The organism is Mucilaginibacter pocheonensis (assembly GCF_031456535.1).
Classification (GTDB): domain Bacteria; phylum Bacteroidota; class Bacteroidia; order Sphingobacteriales; family Sphingobacteriaceae; genus Mucilaginibacter; species Mucilaginibacter pocheonensis.
In genome coordinates this window covers 404,696-422,013 of record NZ_JAVDUU010000002.1, presented here as the reverse complement: position 1 = coordinate 422,013, position 17,318 = coordinate 404,696, and the positions used below count along the sequence as shown (strand labels likewise).

Here is a 17,318-nt window from a genome sequence, read left to right as displayed (position 1 = left end):
ATTACAAATCAATAAGCTTGTTTTTTATGCTGTATAACACTAAGCCTACGCGGCTTTTTATTTGGAGTTTTTCGAAGAGCTGGTCACGGTAACTGTCAACCGTCCGAACGCTTATGCACATGGTATCAGCAATTTCTTTATAGGTAAGCTCGGTGCCGGTTAGTCGTAAAAACTCAATTTCGCGCGGGTTTAATTTTACGGCCGAGGCTTTGTCGTTGTTGAAGTTGTTTAATAAATGGTGAGTAACAAAATCAGGATAATAAAGTTCGCCGTCGGCCACTTTAAGCAGGGCGGCTTCAAATTCATGAGGTTCGGCATCCTTAAGCAAATAGCCTTTAACCCCTAATTTAACCATGGCGAGCACCTTTTCGGCATCTTCAAACATAGAAAGGATTATGGTGCGGATAGACGGATGGGATTTTTTGAGCCATTGCGCTGTTGATATGCCATCCATAACCGGCATATTAATATCAAGCAAAACAATGTCAGGAACAAGGCCTGAAGTTATCTTATCAACCAATTCCTTACCGTGTGCGGCTTCAAACAAAATATTGTAGCGGTTAAAACTTCCTATCAACGAGGCAATGCCGCTTCTGAAAAGGCGGTGATCATCAACCAGGGCTATTTGAATGGGTTCCGTTAGCATAAGTTTCTTGTACGAGAGGATTGAGCGATAGCTTAATATTGCAGCCGTTTCCTGGTGTGCTGTTTATAACGGCCTCTGCACCAATTAACGCTGCTCTGTTTATTATGTTGCGTAAACCTGATCCGCTTTTGTCATTTAGTAGTTCGGGCTGGAAACCAACGCCATCATCTTCGATGGTCAAATTAAACATTTGCGGTTTATAATACAAACTGATTTTAAAGTTGGCTGCTTCCGCGTGTTTTAAAACATTGTTTAAAGCCTCCTGAAATATCCTGAACAAAACCAGTTCGCGCTGTTCACCAAGCGGGTAAACATCGCCATCAACCAAAAACAACAGGTTAATAATGCCGCTTCTGTTAATGCGTTCGGCTTCCATTTCTAATGTTTTTACCAGGCCTATAGCGCTGATATGCTCAAAGCTGAGGCTTTTTGAAAGATTACGCAAATCACTGATGGATTGGGAAATAAGTTCACGATTGTCATTAATCTTTACCTTTTCGGTTTCTTCAAGGTTTTTGCCTAATACACCCAGGTTAAGTTTTACAAATGATAATACCTGTGTTACATTGTCATGCAGTTCGCGGCTTACATAGTTCAGGGTTTCTTCCTGAATTTCCATCCTGGTTTTGAGCAGCTCTTGTTGAAATGACGATTTAAGGTGCTCCTTTTCCAACATGTTTTTGTTTTGTTTCCGTTGGTAAACCAATAAAAAACTCACAATAAACACGCCTAAAAGCATTAACATGGCAGTGCCGGCAATCAGAATAAGGATAACTTCTTCGTCCTTGAAAAGCATAAAAATGAAACTGCTAAAAGTGAATATATAAACACACAGCCTATATCACAGATTACTTTGGCAACCATATAAAAGTGATAATTTTTTACATATAACATATAGCTAAAAAATGCGTAATAAAAAAAGTTTGTTAATGTATAAAATAATAAACCTATGGTTGTGTAAAATGGAGGGTAGCTGAGTAAGTCGAGATACTCGTCAGAATTATTGACCAGATTATAATAATAAATACATACGAGGGTTGCCAATATGGTATTTTGTACCACAATGCTTATAGTTGCCAAAGTCCAAAACCCTTGTATAAGAAAAATATCGATGAGCGTTATAGCTATACCTGCCACAATAGCCATATAAACTTTTTTTCTGTAGGATCTTCTTTTATCCAAAGAGGCCATAAACCAACCATAAATCGTCAGTTCAATAATTCCTTCAAAATTATAGCACCAGGCGTTAGTATGCCTCCACATAAGCCAGTCATACATATTGGCAAACTCAAAAATGACTATAAAGGCGAGGAAGGGAAGAAATATTTTAAAGTTTCTGTCAAGCTTTTTATAAGCGTATAAACAACATATGAAGGCAAATAATTCAAAGAAGAAATATAAAGAATTTAACATCTGCGGTATTGCCTTAAAAAATAAAAGCTAAAATAGAATATTTTAGCTTTTCTCCGGTTACCAATACTTAATGTTTTAAATTAGCAATATGGCGGGCATACCTTACCCTTGTTAAAAGGGTCCATTCCTTCCTCGCTATCAAGTAACGTGTCGCCACTTTCAATAGCATCAGTGTGCAAATCCCCGTTGTTAACTGTTCCCATTAAAATAGCTGTAGTTTGGTTAGGGTAATGGGGTTCATCGCGATCATAAGCTGCGAGATAAATTCGTACACCCGATGCGTTTTCAGGTAGTTTATTGATAAAGTCTTTGAAATTATCAAGAGGTATCCAAATAGACTGAGTATCATTGATGTTATGTGCTTTATCAATAAGGTTTTTACGGGTGGCATTGTAGTGGTCCACCATTTTTTTTGCAACAGATAAATTAATAGGTTCCATTATATTGGGGGTTTAATAATTATTAATCTGAAAATGATTATCATTCAGACAAGCAAAAGTATGATTTTCTGTTTTTAATAACTATTATATAAAGGGGTTCTGGCCGCTTAAAATATATTATTCGGGAGAGATACTGTCATCCAACAAAAATACAAAAAGCTCTTTAGGCCCATGAGCACCCAGCACGAGGGTCTTTTCAATGTCGGCAGTACGGCTTGGGCCCGTAACATTGCTTATCATAGATGGTAGCCTGCTGCCATATTTGTTTTTTAGCAGCTTAAACCCATCTTTAAGATCAAGCACCATTTGCGATGTATAGGCCAATACAATATGCACCGGCGGATATATGCTTAAGCGCCTGCCCGCCATGTTGCCGTTTGATAGTAAAATACTGCCATTACGTGCAACCAATGCCTCGCAAAAGGTAAAACCAACTTCTGCTTGTTCAAAATCTTTGTCGGTTTCGTAAAATGGATATTCAAAGCGGGTCAATATTTCCTGCAGGCCGGGTTCCCAACAGTATATTTTATGCCAGTTACGTTCTTCTGCAAGGGTTAGCAGGGTTTCAATGAATTGAATTTCATCTTCGCAAAATATAAACTGGCCGTTAACGGCGGTAAATTGTTCTGCAAAAATAACTTCGGGAATTTCCTCATCTGTTGCATAAAATGGCAGGTCTTCCAGTTGGGGGTATGGGTTGTCCCTCTTTTCCAGAAGCGCTTTCCTTATTTTTTTAAGCAGTTTTTCCTTTGATGTGGTAATATCCCTCATATTAAAAAGCAAAGCCACCAGCTTTATGAGCTGATGGCTTCTTTTAGTGTATGTTTATGCTTTTGAGTCGTGTCCGTCAACCCTTGACAGTTCGGGGTTGGTTATGTTTTCAGGTATAGCGTTGTTATCTACTTCTGGGTTTAAAGCAGCTTCGCCATTCACAAATTTATCATAAGTGGTACGTTCGTCAAAAGGACGTTTTCCTAATATCTCTTCCAGGTCTGATTGGAACAGCACTTCTTTCTCCAATAGTTTTTGAGCTATTTTCTCTAAGCCCTCACGCTTTTCGTTAAGCAATACTTTGGTTTTCTGATAAACCTCATCAACCAGTTTGCGTACTTCAGCATCAATCATTTCGGCAGTGGTGTCAGAGTATGGTTTGTTAAACTGGTACTCGCCCTGCGGATCATAAAATGAGATATTACCTACACTGCCGTTCATGCCATAAATTTTTGTCATAGCGTAAGCGAGTTTGGTAATACGCTCAAGGTCGCTCAGCGCGCCGGTTGATATTTTGCCAAAAACAATGTCTTCAGCAACACGGCCACCCATTGATACGCTCATTTCATCAAGCAATTGCTCGGTAGTATATAAAAACTGCTCTTTTGGCAGATATTGAGCATAGCCCAATGCCGCAACACCGCGGGGAACGATGGATACTTTCACCAACGGATCGGCATGTTCCAGGAACCAGCCCGCTATGGCATGGCCAGCTTCATGGTAGGCAACAATACGTTTTTCTTCTGGTGATATGATCTTGTTTTTCTTTTCCAGGCCGCCAATAACACGGTCAATAGCATCCTGAAAATCGGCCATGTCAACTGATTCCTTATTTTTACGGGCAGCTATCAAAGCGGCTTCGTTACAAACGTTAGCAATTTCGGCCCCGGCAAAACCTGGGGTTTGTGCCGATAACTTTTTAGCGTCAACACCATCAGATAGCTTAATAGGTTTTAAATGAACCTTAAAGATCTGTTCACGGCCTATCAGATCGGGCTTATCAATAGACACCTGCCTGTCAAAGCGGCCCGGACGCAGTAATGCCGAATCGAGTACATCGGGACGGTTTGTTGCAGCCAATATGATAATGCCAGAGTCGGTACCAAAGCCGTCCATCTCAACCAGTAACTGGTTCAATGTGTTTTCACGTTCGTCGTTACCGCCTACAATATTGTTTTTACCACGGGCACGACCAATAGCATCTATTTCATCAATAAATATGATACACGGTGCCTTGTCTTTAGCCTGGCGGAACAGGTCACGTACCCGTGACGCGCCCACACCCACAAACATTTCCACAAAGTCAGATCCCGACAGGGAGAAGAAAGGTACCTGCGCTTCGCCGGCAACGGCTTTCGCAAGCAGGGTTTTACCAGTACCCGGCGATCCAACCAATAAGGCGCCTTTAGGTATTTTACCCCCAAGGTTGGTATATTTCTTAGGATTTTTCAGGAAATCAACAATCTCCATTACCTCCTGTTTAGCCTCCTCAAGACCAGCCACATCATTAAATGTAACAGATACCTGGGCCTCCTTATCAAACAAGGTAGCTTTTGATTTGCCAATATTAAATATCTGGCCACCCGGGCCGCCGCCAGAACCACCTGACATACGGCGCATGATAAATATCCAGACACCGGCAAACAGGATCACCATGATTACACCCTGAACCAGCCAGTTTGATAAGAAACTTTCATGTCCCTGCTCATACTGTATAGATACCTTTTGATCTTCGGGCATATCCTTCTCGGCATTCTGTACAGATTGCTTCAGGCTTTCGTATGACGCATCAGTAAAGGTATACTGCGGGCCGTTGTTAGCCGTATTAAACAAATGCTGCTCTTTGGCAGCGTTGGCATACTGCGGCTTTTGCAGGCTTGCTTTTTTAATATAAACCTCGGCAACCACCAGGTCGCCGCTTTTATAGGCAACTAATTTTTCAACATCGTTTTGCTTTAACATACCTTCAAAATCCTGGAAGGTAATGCTTTTGCCTGAACCGCCGCTTAACAGGGTTGGCACCAGTAAAAATGCTAAAATAACAATACCATAAAGCCACATAATATTAAACTTAGGCGGTTTTGGAGGTGTTTTTTTATTAAGTATTTTCCTGATCGGTTTCGGACTTTCGGATTTATTATCTTTATCTTTCATTTCTTTGTTACGAGCTCAAACTTACAATCTATTATTTTAAAAATTTACAAAGGGCAATACCATGACATCGTTCGAGGCTCTTTTGTTACGAATGTTTAAGCACTTTTATAATATTTAATTTCGGCATCTCCCCACAGGTCCTCTACGCCGTAAAATTCGCGTTTATCGGTTCTGAAAACATGGATCACAACGTCCACATAATCAAGCAATATCCACTCGCCGTATTCTAATCCTTCTTTGCGCCAGGGTTCCTGTTGTGTTGCTTTGAAAATTTCATCTTCAATGCTATTGGCGATAGCCTTAACCTGAGTGGCCGAATCGGCATGACAGATCACGAAATAATCTGATACCGAGCTGAATATATTACGAAGGTCTAACCTTACAATATCATTCCCCTTTTTTTCCTGTATACCATGTATGGCAAGTTCAGAAATATAGGTTGATTGATTTAACACTTTGTTTTTTACCATCAAAAAGAATTAGTTTTGAACGTTTTTGAGTTAAAAATTATTATACTTTGCAAAATAACATATTTTCGGCATTATTTGTTGGTCAAAATTTGGTAACAATTAAAGAAGTTGATTCAACCAACACTTTCCTCAAGAATTTACTGTCAAATTCCAAGCCATTGCCCGAAGGTACGGTCATTATGGCAGAAAGCCAATACGCAGGCAGGGGGCAACAGCAAAATAAATGGCATAGCGAGCCCGGAAAAAATCTTACATTCAGTATTTTGCTGACACCGGGGTTTTTACCGGTTGTAAACCAGTTTGATCTTACGCGGGTGGTTAGCCTTGGCGTTTTTGATGCTTTGCTGCCTTATCTGGGTGATAAATTAAAAATAAAATGGCCCAATGATATTTATTATGACGAGCATAAACTGGGTGGCATACTGATAGAAGCACACATACAAGGCGACCATATAAAAAATGCAATAATTGGGATTGGCCTTAATATTAACCAGGAAAATTTTGAACCGGGCGCAGGGAATGCCATCTCTGTAAAGCAAATCTTACACAGGGATTATGATTTACGGACATTATTATCAGAAATTTGCGCTCATATTGAGGGGTATTACCTTAATTTAAAGGCCGGCAAAGTTTCGCTTGTAAGGAATATGTATTTAAGCCGACTATATTGGTTAAACCAGACGAAACATTTCAGATCAAATGATCAGATTTTTGAAGGGGTCATCAGGAATGTAAAGGATGAAGGATTGCTGGTTGTTGAAAATAATAATGAACAGCAGGAGTTTAGTTTAAAACAAATTGAATTTTTAAATAAATAGATAAATGAAGAAAGTATTGTTGGTTGTAATTGCGCTGGTTATTTGCGCAGGGGCTTATGCCCAGATAGAAACGCCGGTAAGATGGTCATACGCGGCAAAAAAATTGAACGATAAAGAAGCCGTTGTATTTTTGAAAGCAACCATTCAACCTGGCTGGCACATTTATTCGCTTAATGTTAAGGATGGCGGACCGATAAAAACTTCGTTTGAGTTTTCGCCGTCAAAATTATATGCGCCTATTGGTAAACCTGCAGAACCAACGCCGGTAACCAAATTTGAAAAAGCTTTTAACATGAATGTGAGCTACTTTGAAAAAGAAGTTGTTTTTCAGCAAAAAATAAGCCTTAAATCTGCAAAAGCTACCAATGTTACCGGTAAGCTTACCTATATGACCTGTAATGATAAAAAGTGCCTTCCGCCCGAAGATGTCGATTTTAATATTCCTTTAGGTAAATAATTATTTCGGCACGCACAAATGAAACTATTAACTAAGGGCGCTTATTTGCGTACGGCACTTGTTGTATTAACAGCACTGATAATTTTTTGCGCCGCAGCAACCAGGCCGGTTTACGCGGTTCAAAAAAACAAGGCTGATACAGTATCAATCAGCGATATTCAATTTACAGACATACCAACCGCTGCAGATAGCGTAGCCATACGAAAAAAGGCCGCTGATTCGGCAGCAAAAGCCGCCGCTGTCAAGCATGCCGCCCCAAAGCCCGAGAAACCCAAAACCCTTTGGCAGATATTTATTGAAGGCCTTTTAGGCGGATTTACAGCAGTGATATTACCCTGTATTTACCCATTGCTGCCGCTAACAGTCAGCTTTTTTACAAAAAAGAGCGGTAGCCGCAGCAAAGCGGTCTTTCAATCTCTTATTTATGGAGTATCCATCATTGTTATATATGTAACACTGGGCTTGCTGATCTCTGTAATTTTTGGGTCTGACGCGCTTAATGAATTGGCCACCAACGGCATATTTAATATATTTTTCTTTCTGTTGCTCGTTGTTTTCGGCATTTCGTTCCTTGGTGCATTTGAAATTACACTGCCCAGCTCATTGGCTAATAAGCTTGATGAAAATGCGGATAAGGGCGGCCTCGCCGGTATATTTTTTATGGCGTCAACGCTGGTAGTTGTGTCATTTTCATGTACGGGACCAATTATAGGTACCCTGCTGGTTGATGCTGCTTCAAAAGGAGATCGTTTAGGGCCGGCAATAGGGATGTTTGGCTTTTCGCTGGCACTGGCATTGCCGTTTACTATATTCGCCTTGTTTCCATCGGCATTAAAAAGCCTTCCTAAATCGGGCGGTTGGCTTAACAGTGTAAAAGTGGTTTTAGGTTTCCTGGAGCTTGCCTTTGCTTTGAAATTTTTATCAAATGTTGACCTGGCCTATCACTGGAACTGGTTTGACCGCGAGATATTTTTATCCCTTTGGATAGCTATTGGTTTACTGACAGGTCTTTACCTTATTGGTAAGATCAAGTTTTCGCATGACAGTGACATGCCCTATCTTTCCGTACCACGCACATTTTTGGCTATAGTAGTATTTGCATTTGTTATATACATGGTGCCCGGTTTATGGGGAGCGCCATTAAAGTCGATCAGTGCGTTTCTGCCGCCCGAAGCCACACAGGACTTTAATCTTTCAAGTGTGCCCGATGGTTCAGGCTCGTCTTCCCCGGCTCAGGCAACCGTGCCGGTGCCGGCAAGCATTGGCGAAAAAAAGTATGCCGGCAATTATACCCGCATAAAAACAAGGGGACTTGATTCATGGTATGATTATGACCAGGCTTTGCTGGTATCAAAGGCAACTCATAAACCTATACTGATTGACTTTACGGGGTTTAACTGCGTAAACTGCCGTAAAATGGAAGCCAATGTATGGTCGGACCCGGAAGTGTTCAGGCGATTGAAAAATGATTTTGTGCTGTTGCAGCTTGTGGTAGATGATAAAGCCGCGTTGCCGCCACAGGAGCAATTTGTTTCTGACTACAGTGGAAAGAAAATAACAACATTGGGCGGTAAATGGAGCGATTTAGAAGCTAAAAGATTTAACTCAAATTCGCAGCCTTTATATGTTATGCTGGACAGCAACGGCGATATGCTTAAAGACAAAAGCGGAGCAGAAATTGCGAGTTCGCCTGCAAATTATGATATCCCTTCTTATATAAAATTTTTAGACAGCGGAATAGCGGCTTACAAAAAGTAGTCCCTGCGTTAAAAAATAAGTGTAAATTCGCACAAATTTTTAAAAGCCGCCGTTATAATAGCAGCGGCTTTTAAAAGCACTAATTTTTTAAATTATTCAATTTTTAAGGTAGGGTTCCTAATTGCCCATATCAGTATAAAAATGACGCAGATTAAAAATATCGGACTTTTTACATCAGGTGGCGACGCGCCGGGAATGAATGCTGCCATAAGGGCGGTTGTACGTACGGCCATATATTACGATATTAATGTTACCGGCATCCGCCGCGGTTATGATGGCATGACCAAAGGCGATTTTATACCCATGAACCGTAAATCGGTTTCAAATATTATACAACGCGGCGGTACTATTTTAAAAACAGCCCGCTGTGACAACTTCAGAACAGCCGAAGGCCGCAAACAAGCTTACGATCAGTTACAAAAACACGGTATTGATGCACTGGTGGCTATCGGTGGTGATGGTACTTTTACCGGGGCCAAAATATTTGGCGCCGAATATGATATTCCTGTTATTGGCCTGCCAGGTACCATTGATAATGATTTGCTTGGAACTGATTTTACTATTGGTTATGATACGGCTATAAATACCGTTGTTGAGGCGGTTGACAAGATCAGAGATACAGCCGAATCACATGACAGGTTGTTTATTATTGAAGTAATGGGCCGCGACTCGGGCCTGATCGCCTTAAGAACCGGAATTGCCGCCGGTGCCGAAGCAATATTGATCCCTGAAAGTAAGGGTGGTATGGAAGGGCTATTTAACCGCCTTGAAAACGGCCGTAAAGATAAAACCTCCAGAATTGTGATAGTTGCAGAAGGTGAAGAGGCAGGCGGGGCTTTTGAGGTTGGCCGCCTGGTTCAGGAAAAATTTCCTAATTATGATACGCGCATCTCTATACTGGGTCACATTCAAAGAGGCGGCGCGCCAAGCTGTATGGATAGGGTTTTAGCAAGCCGGGTAGGCGCTGTTGCTGTTGAGGCCTTAAGAGATGGGCACCGTAATGAAATGATAGGCATAATTCACAACGAAATTGCTTATACGCCATTTGAGCATGCTATAAAACATCATGTTGAGATTAACCCTAACCTGTTGAAGCTGGTTGAGATACTGTCAATGTAACCGGGTTTTGCTTTTACAGGTTAATCGCCTGTAAAAGTATGATCAACTATTAAGCGTATTACATCGTCAATTTCGGTACTTACAACCTGCAAATATTTAAAGATCTGTTTATTATCAGGGTTTTGCAGGTTCTCCATGTCAATTAAATTGATCAATCCGAGCAAACTTGCAACGGGGCGGCGCAGTTCATGCGAACTTAACGCGGCAATGTTGCGCAGGCGTTTGTTTTGACCAAGTACCTCATGTTCGGTTTTAAGCCTGGCGGTTATATCATGCGCAAAGCAGCCAACCCCTTTAATCTCGCCATTGCCGGCATAAATAGGGTTAAAGTTTACTTCGTAAAATGCAGGTTGCTTTGTGTTGCCATTAATGCCTTCAATAATTACCGTATAAGTCTCATTTTGTAACGCTCTTTTATAATAAGCCATCCACTCATCAATTATGTGCTGCGGATAGCCCATGTTTTTGTAAGAGTATTTGCCCCTTTTTGGCGCAATGCCGGTTATTGCCTTTGTTTGCTCTATATAGGCATTATTCATGTAAACATAGCGGCCCTCTGTATCAACAGACCATATTTTATCGGTAGTGTTATTAATGAGTGCTTCAAGGTTGTTTTGAGCCCATAGGGCTTCTTCCTGCGCGCGCATTTCATAAGTTACGTTTTTAGAAAACACGGTTATGCCCTCTGCCGAAGGATAAACAACGGTACGGAACCATTTATTTAACGGTTCAAAATGCGTCATGAACTTAACACTCTTCTGTTTGGTTTTGGCCTCATAAAAAGCGCTGTTAAAAACGGTATTGACAAATGATGGAAATACATCCCATATTATTTTACCCAATACTTCGGTGCGGCTTTTGCCCCATACTTTTTCAAAAGCGGCATTTACGCGTACAAACCGCCAGTCGTTATCAAGAATAAAGAACGAATCGGTTAGGTTTTCAATAAAATCATCAAGCTTTTGGGCGGTCCTTTTTATTTCCTCTTCAATTTTTAGTTTGGCAGTTATGTCCCGGCCAATTCCCTGTATTTCGCAAACCTCGCCGTTTTTGTTAACAATTGACATTAATTCCCACTCGGTGTCATGTAAATTGCCCTGTACGTCGGGTTTTTTGTGCAGCAATGGGATCACCTTTCCCGGATTGTTAATACATTCAATAAAAGCGTTTTGGCAAAGGTGCGTTTCTTCCGGTATGGTGGTTATTGAAAAATGTTTACCTAATATATCTTCGGCGGCATAGCCAAAAGTTTTAAGGTACTGCTGGTTCACAAAGCTGTAATTTCCGTTAATATCTACCCGTATTAAAAAACTGGTTTGCGAATCAACGAGCGAATTTAAAAACTGTTTGCCAAGCGTGGCATCTGCCTGCTCATCGGGTTTGTCCAATACATATGACTGCGCAGGTTCCTCCAGGTGGTTGTTTGCCGGCAGCTCAATTATAACGCTTATTAAAATTTTATGCCCGGTAGCATCATCAATAATAAGACGCTTTTTATCGGCAATATTTTTAACCGCATACTGTGGGGTAGTAATAGAGTAGGTTAATTCAATAGGGCTGTTAGGGGTAAGGTTTTTAACACGCTCCTGTATCCCGGCCAGCTCCGTTTTGTTTATCAGCCTATCCCACAAACCGTTATCCTGGTGCAATTCCTTAGCCGTTATGCCCAAAACCGAACAAATGTTACCGGCAATAAAAAGATACCTTTGCTCATTCAGGTCATAAGCAAGCACACTTTCATTTAAAGCAATAGCTGTGTGGTTAAACATGCTCTAAAAATAGGGTAAATAAGGGTGAAACCGCTTTATTATATAAAGCATTTAAGTTAAAAAAAGTTTAAGAAACGCTAATGTTATGAACGGAGCAATTTAGCAGCAACCTCGTCCCAGTTATTTACTCTTTCAAAATCATCGATGAGCAAATTATGGGGCGATGTAAATAATAGTTTGCGGCCATTAAAGGTTACAAAGTTTTTTATCCGGTCGTCTATCATAATATCCACGTCCAATATTTTGTGTCCGCAAAAAATAATGTTGGTCCACGGAATAAAGGGGAAGTGTTCATTAAGCCATTCCTGCTTATCTTCTAACGAGTTTTTAAATTCCATTGCGGCCGATGCGATATATACATCATAGTTTTCCATAAGGGCTTTTACCACTTCCTGGCTACCGGGCATAACCGGCAGATCACGAAAAAAGCCTTTTTCATTAATGTATTGCCTTAATGAACTGCTTAAATGCGGAGGCAGTATTTCATGAAACTCTTTGCCGCGCATATCGCCCAACGATATTTTGGTTTGATGGCGGGCGTCATACACATCAATGAACTTAGCAATGGTATCGGCCAGCACCTCATCCATATCAATAGCTATACGTAATTTTCTGTTTATGCTCATGGAGTTGAAATTGCAATTTTTTTCAAATAAAGCATAGCCAGTTTTGCCTTAATAAATAATTAAATGCGAGGGTTTTAAATTGTTATAAATAATTTATACCTTTGCATCCCCGCAGAAATAACTCCGGGGACATGTTGAATACATAAAAATAAAAGATGGCAACTAAGATCAGACTGCAAAGACACGGTAAAAAAGGCAAACCTTTTTACTACATCGTAGTAGCAGACGCCCGCGCTCCGCGCGACGGTCGTTTTATTGAGCGTTTAGGTTCATACAACCCAAACACCAATCCTGCAACTATCGACATTAATTTCGACAAAACTTTAGAGTGGGTTAACACAGGTGCCCAACCTACCGATACTTGTCGCGCTATCCTTTCATACAAAGGTGTGCTTTACAAAAAACACTTAGAAGGTGGTGTTAAAAAAGGTGCTTTAACTGAAGAGCAGGCCGCAGCTAAATTTGCTGAGTGGACTGAACAAAAAGAAGGTAAGATCACCGGTAAAAAAACAAGTTTAGTTAATGCTAAAGACGAAGCACGTAAAGCTGCTTTGGCTGCTGAAGCTAAAAAGAAAGAAGAAAAAGCTGCTGCTATTGCGGCTAAAAATGCTCCTGTTGCCGAAGAAGTTGCAGAAGAGGAAGCTCCGGCTGAAGAAGCTGCTGCTGAAACCGATACTGAAAGCGCAGAATAATTTTTATTAATACGACTTAATTAATGGCGAAGCAACCAACAAACCGGTTCTTCGCCATTATTTTTTAATCCATATTTCATGAAAACGGAAGATTGTTTCAGGGTAGGCAGTATACTAAAAACCAAGGGCCTTAAAGGCGAAATGCAGGTATATGTAGACTTTGATGACCTTGACGCTATTAAATTTGACGCTGTTTTTATTGATATGGCAGGTAAACTCATCCCATATTTTGTAGCCAGCATAAAACACCTGCAAAAAAGCAACGCCTATTTGTACCTGGAAGATGTTGACAGCATTGAAAAAGCTGCCACGCTGGTAAAAAGGGACATCTACCTGCCCAACAAACTAAAGCCCAGGAAAAAGAAGAGCGAGTTTACCCTGAATGATGTAAAAGGTTTTATAGCCATTGACGAATCTCACGGCGAACTGGGCGAGATACTGGAGGTGCAGGAATACCCCCAGCAACTGATAGCCACTGTGCAATACCAAAGCAAAGAGATCCTTTTTCCGCTGAATGTAGATATCATTAAGGGAATAGACGTTGACGCCGGTGAAATTTATATTGACCTGCCCGAAGGATTGCTTGATGTTTACTTGTCTGAATAGTACTTCCGTCATCCTTGAACATAGCGAAAGACCTTTTCGTAGATAAAGACATAATGCCCGTGAAGACACGGCATTTTTATTAGAAATATTTTTGTGACAAGATGGGGTTGTCCAGTAGTTGTCTGAAGTCAGAGACTTCAGACAACTATGTTGGTAGCCTTCAGACTACTTAAGAAGGGTTAGAATGCAGAAATAATTCATCATGTTTGTTTTTAACCAATGTCCGTGTCCTCATGGACATTTGCTTAGGACAATTTTTTTTGTCAAATATATTTGACTTTTGTAAAGTTTGTTTTACATTTGGTAAACTAAGCTTTACAATTATGAAACCTTTATTTTTATTTCCTTACTGGTGCCGCTATTTGGGTTATGCATTGGTATTTGTACACATCCCAATTGTGTTATACAGCGAATCCCTTGGGTTTGATCATTCCGGTCATGATGACGCCCTTTTTACGGGCCAGCATCTCTTTTTTATATCAACAACCTTATTAATGGCGGTGGGCTTGTTCATAGCCGCATTTTCAAAAGAGAAAATAGAAGACGAGCAGATCTCCTTGCTCCGCCTGGATTCATTGCAGTGGGCGGTTTATGTTAACTATTTGTTTTTAATCATCAGCCTCATTTTTACAACAGACACCAGGCATATATTATTCCTGAATTTATTGGTTCCGCTTGTGTTTTTCATTGTTCGTTTCAGGTGGAAGATATACCAGAACAACCGTTTACTTAAAAAGGACACCTTTTAATTTTAAACCTCACAATTATGAAATCACGCTTTTTATTTCCAAACCAGTTTAAGCTGTTGGGATGGTTACTGGCAATACCGGGTTTTGTTTTGGGCTATTTTGTATTGTATCATGAATATAAAATTACTGGCTTTGAACTGGTTATAAGACATCAGGATGGTTTATTTATTTCGGCAGTTGAGAACTTTACCAACGAGCTGGCGCTCGCCATGATTGTTTTGGGGCTGCTGTTTATTGCCTTCTCCAAAGAGAAAAAGGAGGATGAGCTAACCGCCCGGATGCGATATAATGCCCTATACTGGGCCATATTGATCAACTATTTGATTTATGGTATCTGGTTAACTGCCACCATAATTCGCGCCGTATTTTTTCCCGATATCCGCGTTATTGGCGAATTTACTGATGTGCTGGCAACCACTATATATAACCTGTTTACACCACTTGTTATTTTTGTGGTGAGGTACTATTATCTGCGGTACAGCAAAAATGGTGAGTATAAGGTTGGTAAGCTATTTTATATGCCTTACAAACCTTATAAAATAATAGGTAGGCTGGTATCTGTAATAATATTGACCATGCTGCTTGTAATCTTTATAATTAAATGGTTTTTCAAGGAAGATATAAAAGGCCTGGATCCGTTATTTGATCTGTTTGTATTTTTGCCTTTGTCATTATTGATGTGGGCCTACAGTCGTGAAAAGAACGAAGATGAGTTTGTGGCGACACTCCGCCTGGAATCAATGCAATTGGCAGTATACATTAATTACGCTATTTTACTGGTGGCCAATTGCTGTTTGTTTTTTACCGGTTTCCTGATGTTTATGTTTATAAATCTGGCTACTATTGCGTTCTTTTTTGTGATGCGGTTTAATTATATATTATGGAAGTACAACAAGGAAGCAGAACAAGGGGAGCTTGCATCATGAAAAACAATATACGCGTAGAGCGCGCCATAAAAAATATAACCCAGGCCGACCTGGCCGACCAGGTTGGTGTATCGCGCCAAACTATTAACACTATTGAGAGTAATAAATATGTACCGTCAACCGTGCTGGCCTTAAAAATTGCCAGGGTGTTTGGAAAACCGGTTGAAGAAATTTTTACATTAGAAGAAGAAGATTAAAAACCAACTAATTATGCAAACCAAACCAACCTTTGCGCCGCAATTGGTTATCCCCAATGGGGTAACTGATATTAGTTTTTACCTTAAAGCCTTTGGCGCTACCGAGCTAAGGCGGTTTAGTAATGATGATGGCACCATTCATGTATCGGAATTAAGTATAAACGGCACTTTGTTTCATTTACATGAGCAAACGGGGCATTCGGCGGCCGTTAGTCCTGACAAGAATAACGGCACTACGGTAACAATCGGTCTTTTTGTTGATGATGTGTATGCGGTTGTAGCCCGGGCCGTGGAAGCAGGCGCTACCATAACATCGCCGGTGCAGGATTATGATTACGGGTACCGCCAGGGCGACATCAGAGATCCGTTCGGTCATCTTTGGATGATTGAAAAAGTTATCTAAGGGGAACAAATCAGGCTTGATCATACTGGTTTTATTCATCTGCATATCTGCACATCGATCACTATCTTTGTCCCTATGCGTTTTGATATCATATCCGTTTTGCCCGATCTGCTGGTAAGTCCTTTTGCCCATTCTATTTTACAGCGTGCGCAAAAAAAGGGTATAACCGAAATTCACGTACACAACCTGCGCGATTACTCAACCAACAAGCAAAAAAGCGTTGACGACTATCCATATGGCGGCGGCAGCGGCATGGTGATGACCATACCCCCCTTTGCTGCCTGCATTGAAAAGTTAAAGGCCGAAAGGGAATATGACGAGGTGATCTTTATGTCGCCTGATGGTGAGCGGCTTAACCAGGCCATAGCCAATCAGCTTTCTATTAAACAAAATGTGATTATTTTATGCGGGCATTATAAAGGTATTGACCAGCGCATCCGCGATATTTATGTAACGCGCGAAATTTCTATTGGCGATTACGTATTGTCGGGCGGTGAATTGCCTGCCGCGGTACTGGTAGATGCGGTGGTACGACTGATACCCGGTGTGCTAAGCGACGAAACATCGGCCCTGTCCGACTCGTTTCAGGATGATATGCTTGATGCCCCGGTATATACCCGCCCCGCCGACTGGAACGGCCACAGGGTACCCGATATACTACTGAGCGGCAACACGCCCGAAATTGAAAAATGGCGGTTTGAACAAGCCCTTGAGCGCACCAAAGCGCGCCGCCCCGATTTGCTGGAATAGATTGAGCTGCGCTTTGCAGAAAAGCGAACCGGTTGTGGTGCCGCCGAAAGAATAAAGGGTAAATTTGTTAGTAAAATACAAAATGTGGAAATTTTTAAAATACACTTTCATTTATTAAAAATTTTCCCTATAATTGCAATCCGATTTTTACGGGCTAAAAATCGCTTTAAGAGCTAAAAATCATGGATTTAGTAAAATTTGTTGAAGAGCAATCAGTAGAAAAAAAGCAGTTTCCTTCCTTTAAGGCGGGTGATACTGTAAGTGTGCATTATAAAATCAGAGAAGGAAATAAAGAACGTGTTCAGGTTTACCAAGGTGTTGTTATTCAACGTAACAGTGCAGGTACAACCGAAACTTTCACTGTTCGCAAAGTTTCAAACGGAATAGGTGTTGAGCGTATCTTCCCTATTAACTCTCCAAACATTGATAAAATTGATGTGAACAGCGTTGGTAAAGTACGCCGTTCTAAATTATACTACCTGCGCGAACTTACCGGTAAAGCAGCTCGTATCAAATCAAAAAGAGTTTAATTTTCCGTATCCGCTTGTAGCGGG

At 40.8% G+C, this 17,318-nt stretch carries 20 protein-coding genes; 12 read left to right on the top strand and 8 right to left on the bottom strand.

Going from position 1 to position 17,318, the window contains the following annotated elements:
* Position 1: 1 nt before the first annotated feature.
* From J2W55_RS08670 to rsfS, 6 genes are all read right to left on the bottom strand, one after another.
* Positions 2-646 (bottom strand): response regulator, encoded by a 645-nt coding sequence (locus tag J2W55_RS08670; RefSeq protein WP_310094433.1) that lies wholly within the window; start codon positions 644-646, stop codon positions 2-4.
* Positions 612-1,442 (bottom strand): sensor histidine kinase, encoded by an 831-nt coding sequence (locus J2W55_RS08665; RefSeq protein ID WP_310094431.1) that lies wholly within the window; start codon positions 1,440-1,442, stop codon positions 612-614. The genes J2W55_RS08670 and J2W55_RS08665 overlap by 35 nt, the downstream gene beginning before the upstream one ends.
* 697 nt (positions 1,443-2,139) lie before the next feature.
* Positions 2,140-2,499 carry a hypothetical protein gene (locus tag J2W55_RS08660; protein ID WP_310094428.1) on the bottom strand — a complete coding sequence of 120 codons (360 nt, stop codon included), beginning with the start codon at positions 2,497-2,499 and terminating at the stop codon, positions 2,140-2,142.
* 117 nt (positions 2,500-2,616) lie between these two features.
* On the bottom strand, positions 2,617-3,270 hold the full coding sequence (locus J2W55_RS08655) for a LutC/YkgG family protein (protein ID WP_310094424.1): 654 nt from the start codon (positions 3,268-3,270) through the stop codon (positions 2,617-2,619).
* 54 nt (positions 3,271-3,324) lie between these two features.
* Entirely contained in the window at positions 3,325-5,424 is a 2,100-nt protein-coding gene (gene ftsH / locus J2W55_RS08650; RefSeq protein WP_310094422.1) for an ATP-dependent zinc metalloprotease FtsH, read from the bottom strand.
* A 95-nt stretch (positions 5,425-5,519) separates the two neighbouring features.
* On the bottom strand, positions 5,520-5,894 hold the full coding sequence (gene rsfS / locus J2W55_RS08645; protein ID WP_310094418.1) for a ribosome silencing factor: 375 nt from the start codon (positions 5,892-5,894) through the stop codon (positions 5,520-5,522).
* A gap of 47 nt (positions 5,895-5,941) precedes the next feature.
* On the opposite strand from rsfS, the gene J2W55_RS08640 reads away from it, so the two are divergent.
* The 4 genes from J2W55_RS08640 to pfkA all read left to right on the top strand — a co-directional run bounded on the left by J2W55_RS08640 (position 5,942) and on the right by pfkA (position 10,046).
* Positions 5,942-6,712 carry a biotin--[acetyl-CoA-carboxylase] ligase gene (locus J2W55_RS08640; protein WP_310094415.1) on the top strand — a complete coding sequence of 257 codons (771 nt, stop codon included), beginning with the start codon at positions 5,942-5,944 and terminating at the stop codon, positions 6,710-6,712.
* Between the two features lie 4 nt (positions 6,713-6,716).
* Positions 6,717-7,169, top strand: coding sequence for a protein-disulfide reductase DsbD N-terminal domain-containing protein (locus tag J2W55_RS08635; RefSeq protein ID WP_310094413.1), 453 nt, complete (start codon positions 6,717-6,719; stop codon positions 7,167-7,169).
* Positions 7,170-7,187: 18 nt separating this feature from the next.
* Positions 7,188-8,927 (top strand): protein-disulfide reductase DsbD family protein, encoded by a 1,740-nt coding sequence (locus J2W55_RS08630; RefSeq protein ID WP_310094411.1) that lies wholly within the window; start codon positions 7,188-7,190, stop codon positions 8,925-8,927.
* A gap of 141 nt (positions 8,928-9,068) precedes the next feature.
* Entirely contained in the window at positions 9,069-10,046 is a 978-nt protein-coding gene (pfkA, locus tag J2W55_RS08625; RefSeq protein ID WP_310094409.1) for a 6-phosphofructokinase, read from the top strand.
* A 20-nt stretch (positions 10,047-10,066) separates the two neighbouring features.
* Here pfkA and J2W55_RS08620 read toward each other — a convergent pair whose 3' ends face one another.
* Positions 10,067-11,815 carry a PAS domain S-box protein gene (locus J2W55_RS08620; RefSeq protein ID WP_310094407.1) on the bottom strand — a complete coding sequence of 583 codons (1,749 nt, stop codon included), beginning with the start codon at positions 11,813-11,815 and terminating at the stop codon, positions 10,067-10,069.
* 83 nt (positions 11,816-11,898) lie between these two features.
* Entirely contained in the window at positions 11,899-12,441 is a 543-nt protein-coding gene (locus tag J2W55_RS08615) for a 5' nucleotidase, NT5C type (RefSeq protein WP_310094404.1), read from the bottom strand.
* Positions 12,442-12,596: 155 nt separating this feature from the next.
* On the opposite strand from J2W55_RS08615, the gene J2W55_RS08610 reads away from it, so the two are divergent.
* The 8 genes from J2W55_RS08610 (at position 12,597) to rplS (ending at position 17,294) form a co-directional block, all read left to right on the top strand.
* The gene (locus J2W55_RS08610) at positions 12,597-13,133 is read left to right on the top strand and encodes a 30S ribosomal protein S16 (protein ID WP_310094402.1); all 537 of its coding nucleotides are present in this window, start codon (positions 12,597-12,599) and stop codon (positions 13,131-13,133) included.
* A 78-nt stretch (positions 13,134-13,211) separates the two neighbouring features.
* Positions 13,212-13,739: a ribosome maturation factor RimM gene (rimM, locus tag J2W55_RS08605; protein WP_310094400.1), complete on the top strand. Its 528-nt coding sequence runs from the start codon at positions 13,212-13,214 to the stop codon at positions 13,737-13,739.
* Positions 13,740-14,062: 323 nt separating this feature from the next.
* Positions 14,063-14,488 carry a hypothetical protein gene (locus tag J2W55_RS08600; RefSeq protein WP_310094397.1) on the top strand — a complete coding sequence of 142 codons (426 nt, stop codon included), beginning with the start codon at positions 14,063-14,065 and terminating at the stop codon, positions 14,486-14,488.
* Positions 14,489-14,505: 17 nt separating this feature from the next.
* Entirely contained in the window at positions 14,506-15,414 is a 909-nt protein-coding gene (locus J2W55_RS08595) for a hypothetical protein (RefSeq protein ID WP_310094395.1), read from the top strand.
* Positions 15,411-15,611 carry a helix-turn-helix transcriptional regulator gene (locus J2W55_RS08590; RefSeq protein ID WP_310094393.1) on the top strand — a complete coding sequence of 67 codons (201 nt, stop codon included), beginning with the start codon at positions 15,411-15,413 and terminating at the stop codon, positions 15,609-15,611. Before J2W55_RS08595 ends, J2W55_RS08590 begins: the two co-directional genes overlap by 4 nt.
* Before the next feature lie 13 nt (positions 15,612-15,624).
* Positions 15,625-16,014, top strand: a complete 390-nt coding sequence (locus J2W55_RS08585; RefSeq protein ID WP_310094391.1) for a VOC family protein — start codon at positions 15,625-15,627, stop codon at positions 16,012-16,014.
* A gap of 75 nt (positions 16,015-16,089) precedes the next feature.
* Positions 16,090-16,764, top strand: coding sequence for a tRNA (guanosine(37)-N1)-methyltransferase TrmD (gene trmD, locus J2W55_RS08580; RefSeq protein WP_310094390.1), 675 nt, complete (start codon positions 16,090-16,092; stop codon positions 16,762-16,764).
* Between the two features lie 182 nt (positions 16,765-16,946).
* Positions 16,947-17,294: a 50S ribosomal protein L19 gene (rplS, locus tag J2W55_RS08575; RefSeq protein ID WP_310094388.1), complete on the top strand. Its 348-nt coding sequence runs from the start codon at positions 16,947-16,949 to the stop codon at positions 17,292-17,294.
* Positions 17,295-17,318 lie beyond the last annotated feature (24 nt).

What these genes read in the sequence shown, in the direction of transcription:
- J2W55_RS08670 (WP_310094433.1), bottom strand. Translation starts at nt 646, where the DNA reads ATGCTAACGGAACCCATTCAAATAGCCCTGGTTGATGATCACCGCCTT.
- J2W55_RS08665 (WP_310094431.1), bottom strand. Translation starts at nt 1,442, where the DNA reads ATGCTTTTCAAGGACGAAGAAGTTATCCTTATTCTGATTGCCGGCACT.
- J2W55_RS08660 (WP_310094428.1), bottom strand. Translation starts at nt 2,499, where the DNA reads ATGGAACCTATTAATTTATCTGTTGCAAAAAAAATGGTGGACCACTAC.
- J2W55_RS08655 (WP_310094424.1), bottom strand. Translation starts at nt 3,270, where the DNA reads ATGAGGGATATTACCACATCAAAGGAAAAACTGCTTAAAAAAATAAGG.
- ftsH (WP_310094422.1), bottom strand. Translation starts at nt 5,424, where the DNA reads ATGAAAGATAAAGATAATAAATCCGAAAGTCCGAAACCGATCAGGAAA.
- rsfS (WP_310094418.1), bottom strand. Translation starts at nt 5,894, where the DNA reads ATGGTAAAAAACAAAGTGTTAAATCAATCAACCTATATTTCTGAACTT.
- J2W55_RS08635 (WP_310094413.1), top strand. Translation starts at nt 6,717, where the DNA reads ATGAAGAAAGTATTGTTGGTTGTAATTGCGCTGGTTATTTGCGCAGGG.
- J2W55_RS08630 (WP_310094411.1), top strand. Translation starts at nt 7,188, where the DNA reads ATGAAACTATTAACTAAGGGCGCTTATTTGCGTACGGCACTTGTTGTA.
- pfkA (WP_310094409.1), top strand. Translation starts at nt 9,069, where the DNA reads ATGACGCAGATTAAAAATATCGGACTTTTTACATCAGGTGGCGACGCG.
- J2W55_RS08620 (WP_310094407.1), bottom strand. Translation starts at nt 11,815, where the DNA reads ATGTTTAACCACACAGCTATTGCTTTAAATGAAAGTGTGCTTGCTTAT.
- J2W55_RS08615 (WP_310094404.1), bottom strand. Translation starts at nt 12,441, where the DNA reads ATGAGCATAAACAGAAAATTACGTATAGCTATTGATATGGATGAGGTG.
- J2W55_RS08610 (WP_310094402.1), top strand. Translation starts at nt 12,597, where the DNA reads ATGGCAACTAAGATCAGACTGCAAAGACACGGTAAAAAAGGCAAACCT.
- rimM (WP_310094400.1), top strand. Translation starts at nt 13,212, where the DNA reads ATGAAAACGGAAGATTGTTTCAGGGTAGGCAGTATACTAAAAACCAAG.
- J2W55_RS08600 (WP_310094397.1), top strand. Translation starts at nt 14,063, where the DNA reads ATGAAACCTTTATTTTTATTTCCTTACTGGTGCCGCTATTTGGGTTAT.
- J2W55_RS08595 (WP_310094395.1), top strand. Translation starts at nt 14,506, where the DNA reads ATGAAATCACGCTTTTTATTTCCAAACCAGTTTAAGCTGTTGGGATGG.
- J2W55_RS08590 (WP_310094393.1), top strand. Translation starts at nt 15,411, where the DNA reads ATGAAAAACAATATACGCGTAGAGCGCGCCATAAAAAATATAACCCAG.
- J2W55_RS08585 (WP_310094391.1), top strand. Translation starts at nt 15,625, where the DNA reads ATGCAAACCAAACCAACCTTTGCGCCGCAATTGGTTATCCCCAATGGG.
- trmD (WP_310094390.1), top strand. Translation starts at nt 16,090, where the DNA reads ATGCGTTTTGATATCATATCCGTTTTGCCCGATCTGCTGGTAAGTCCT.
- rplS (WP_310094388.1), top strand. Translation starts at nt 16,947, where the DNA reads ATGGATTTAGTAAAATTTGTTGAAGAGCAATCAGTAGAAAAAAAGCAG.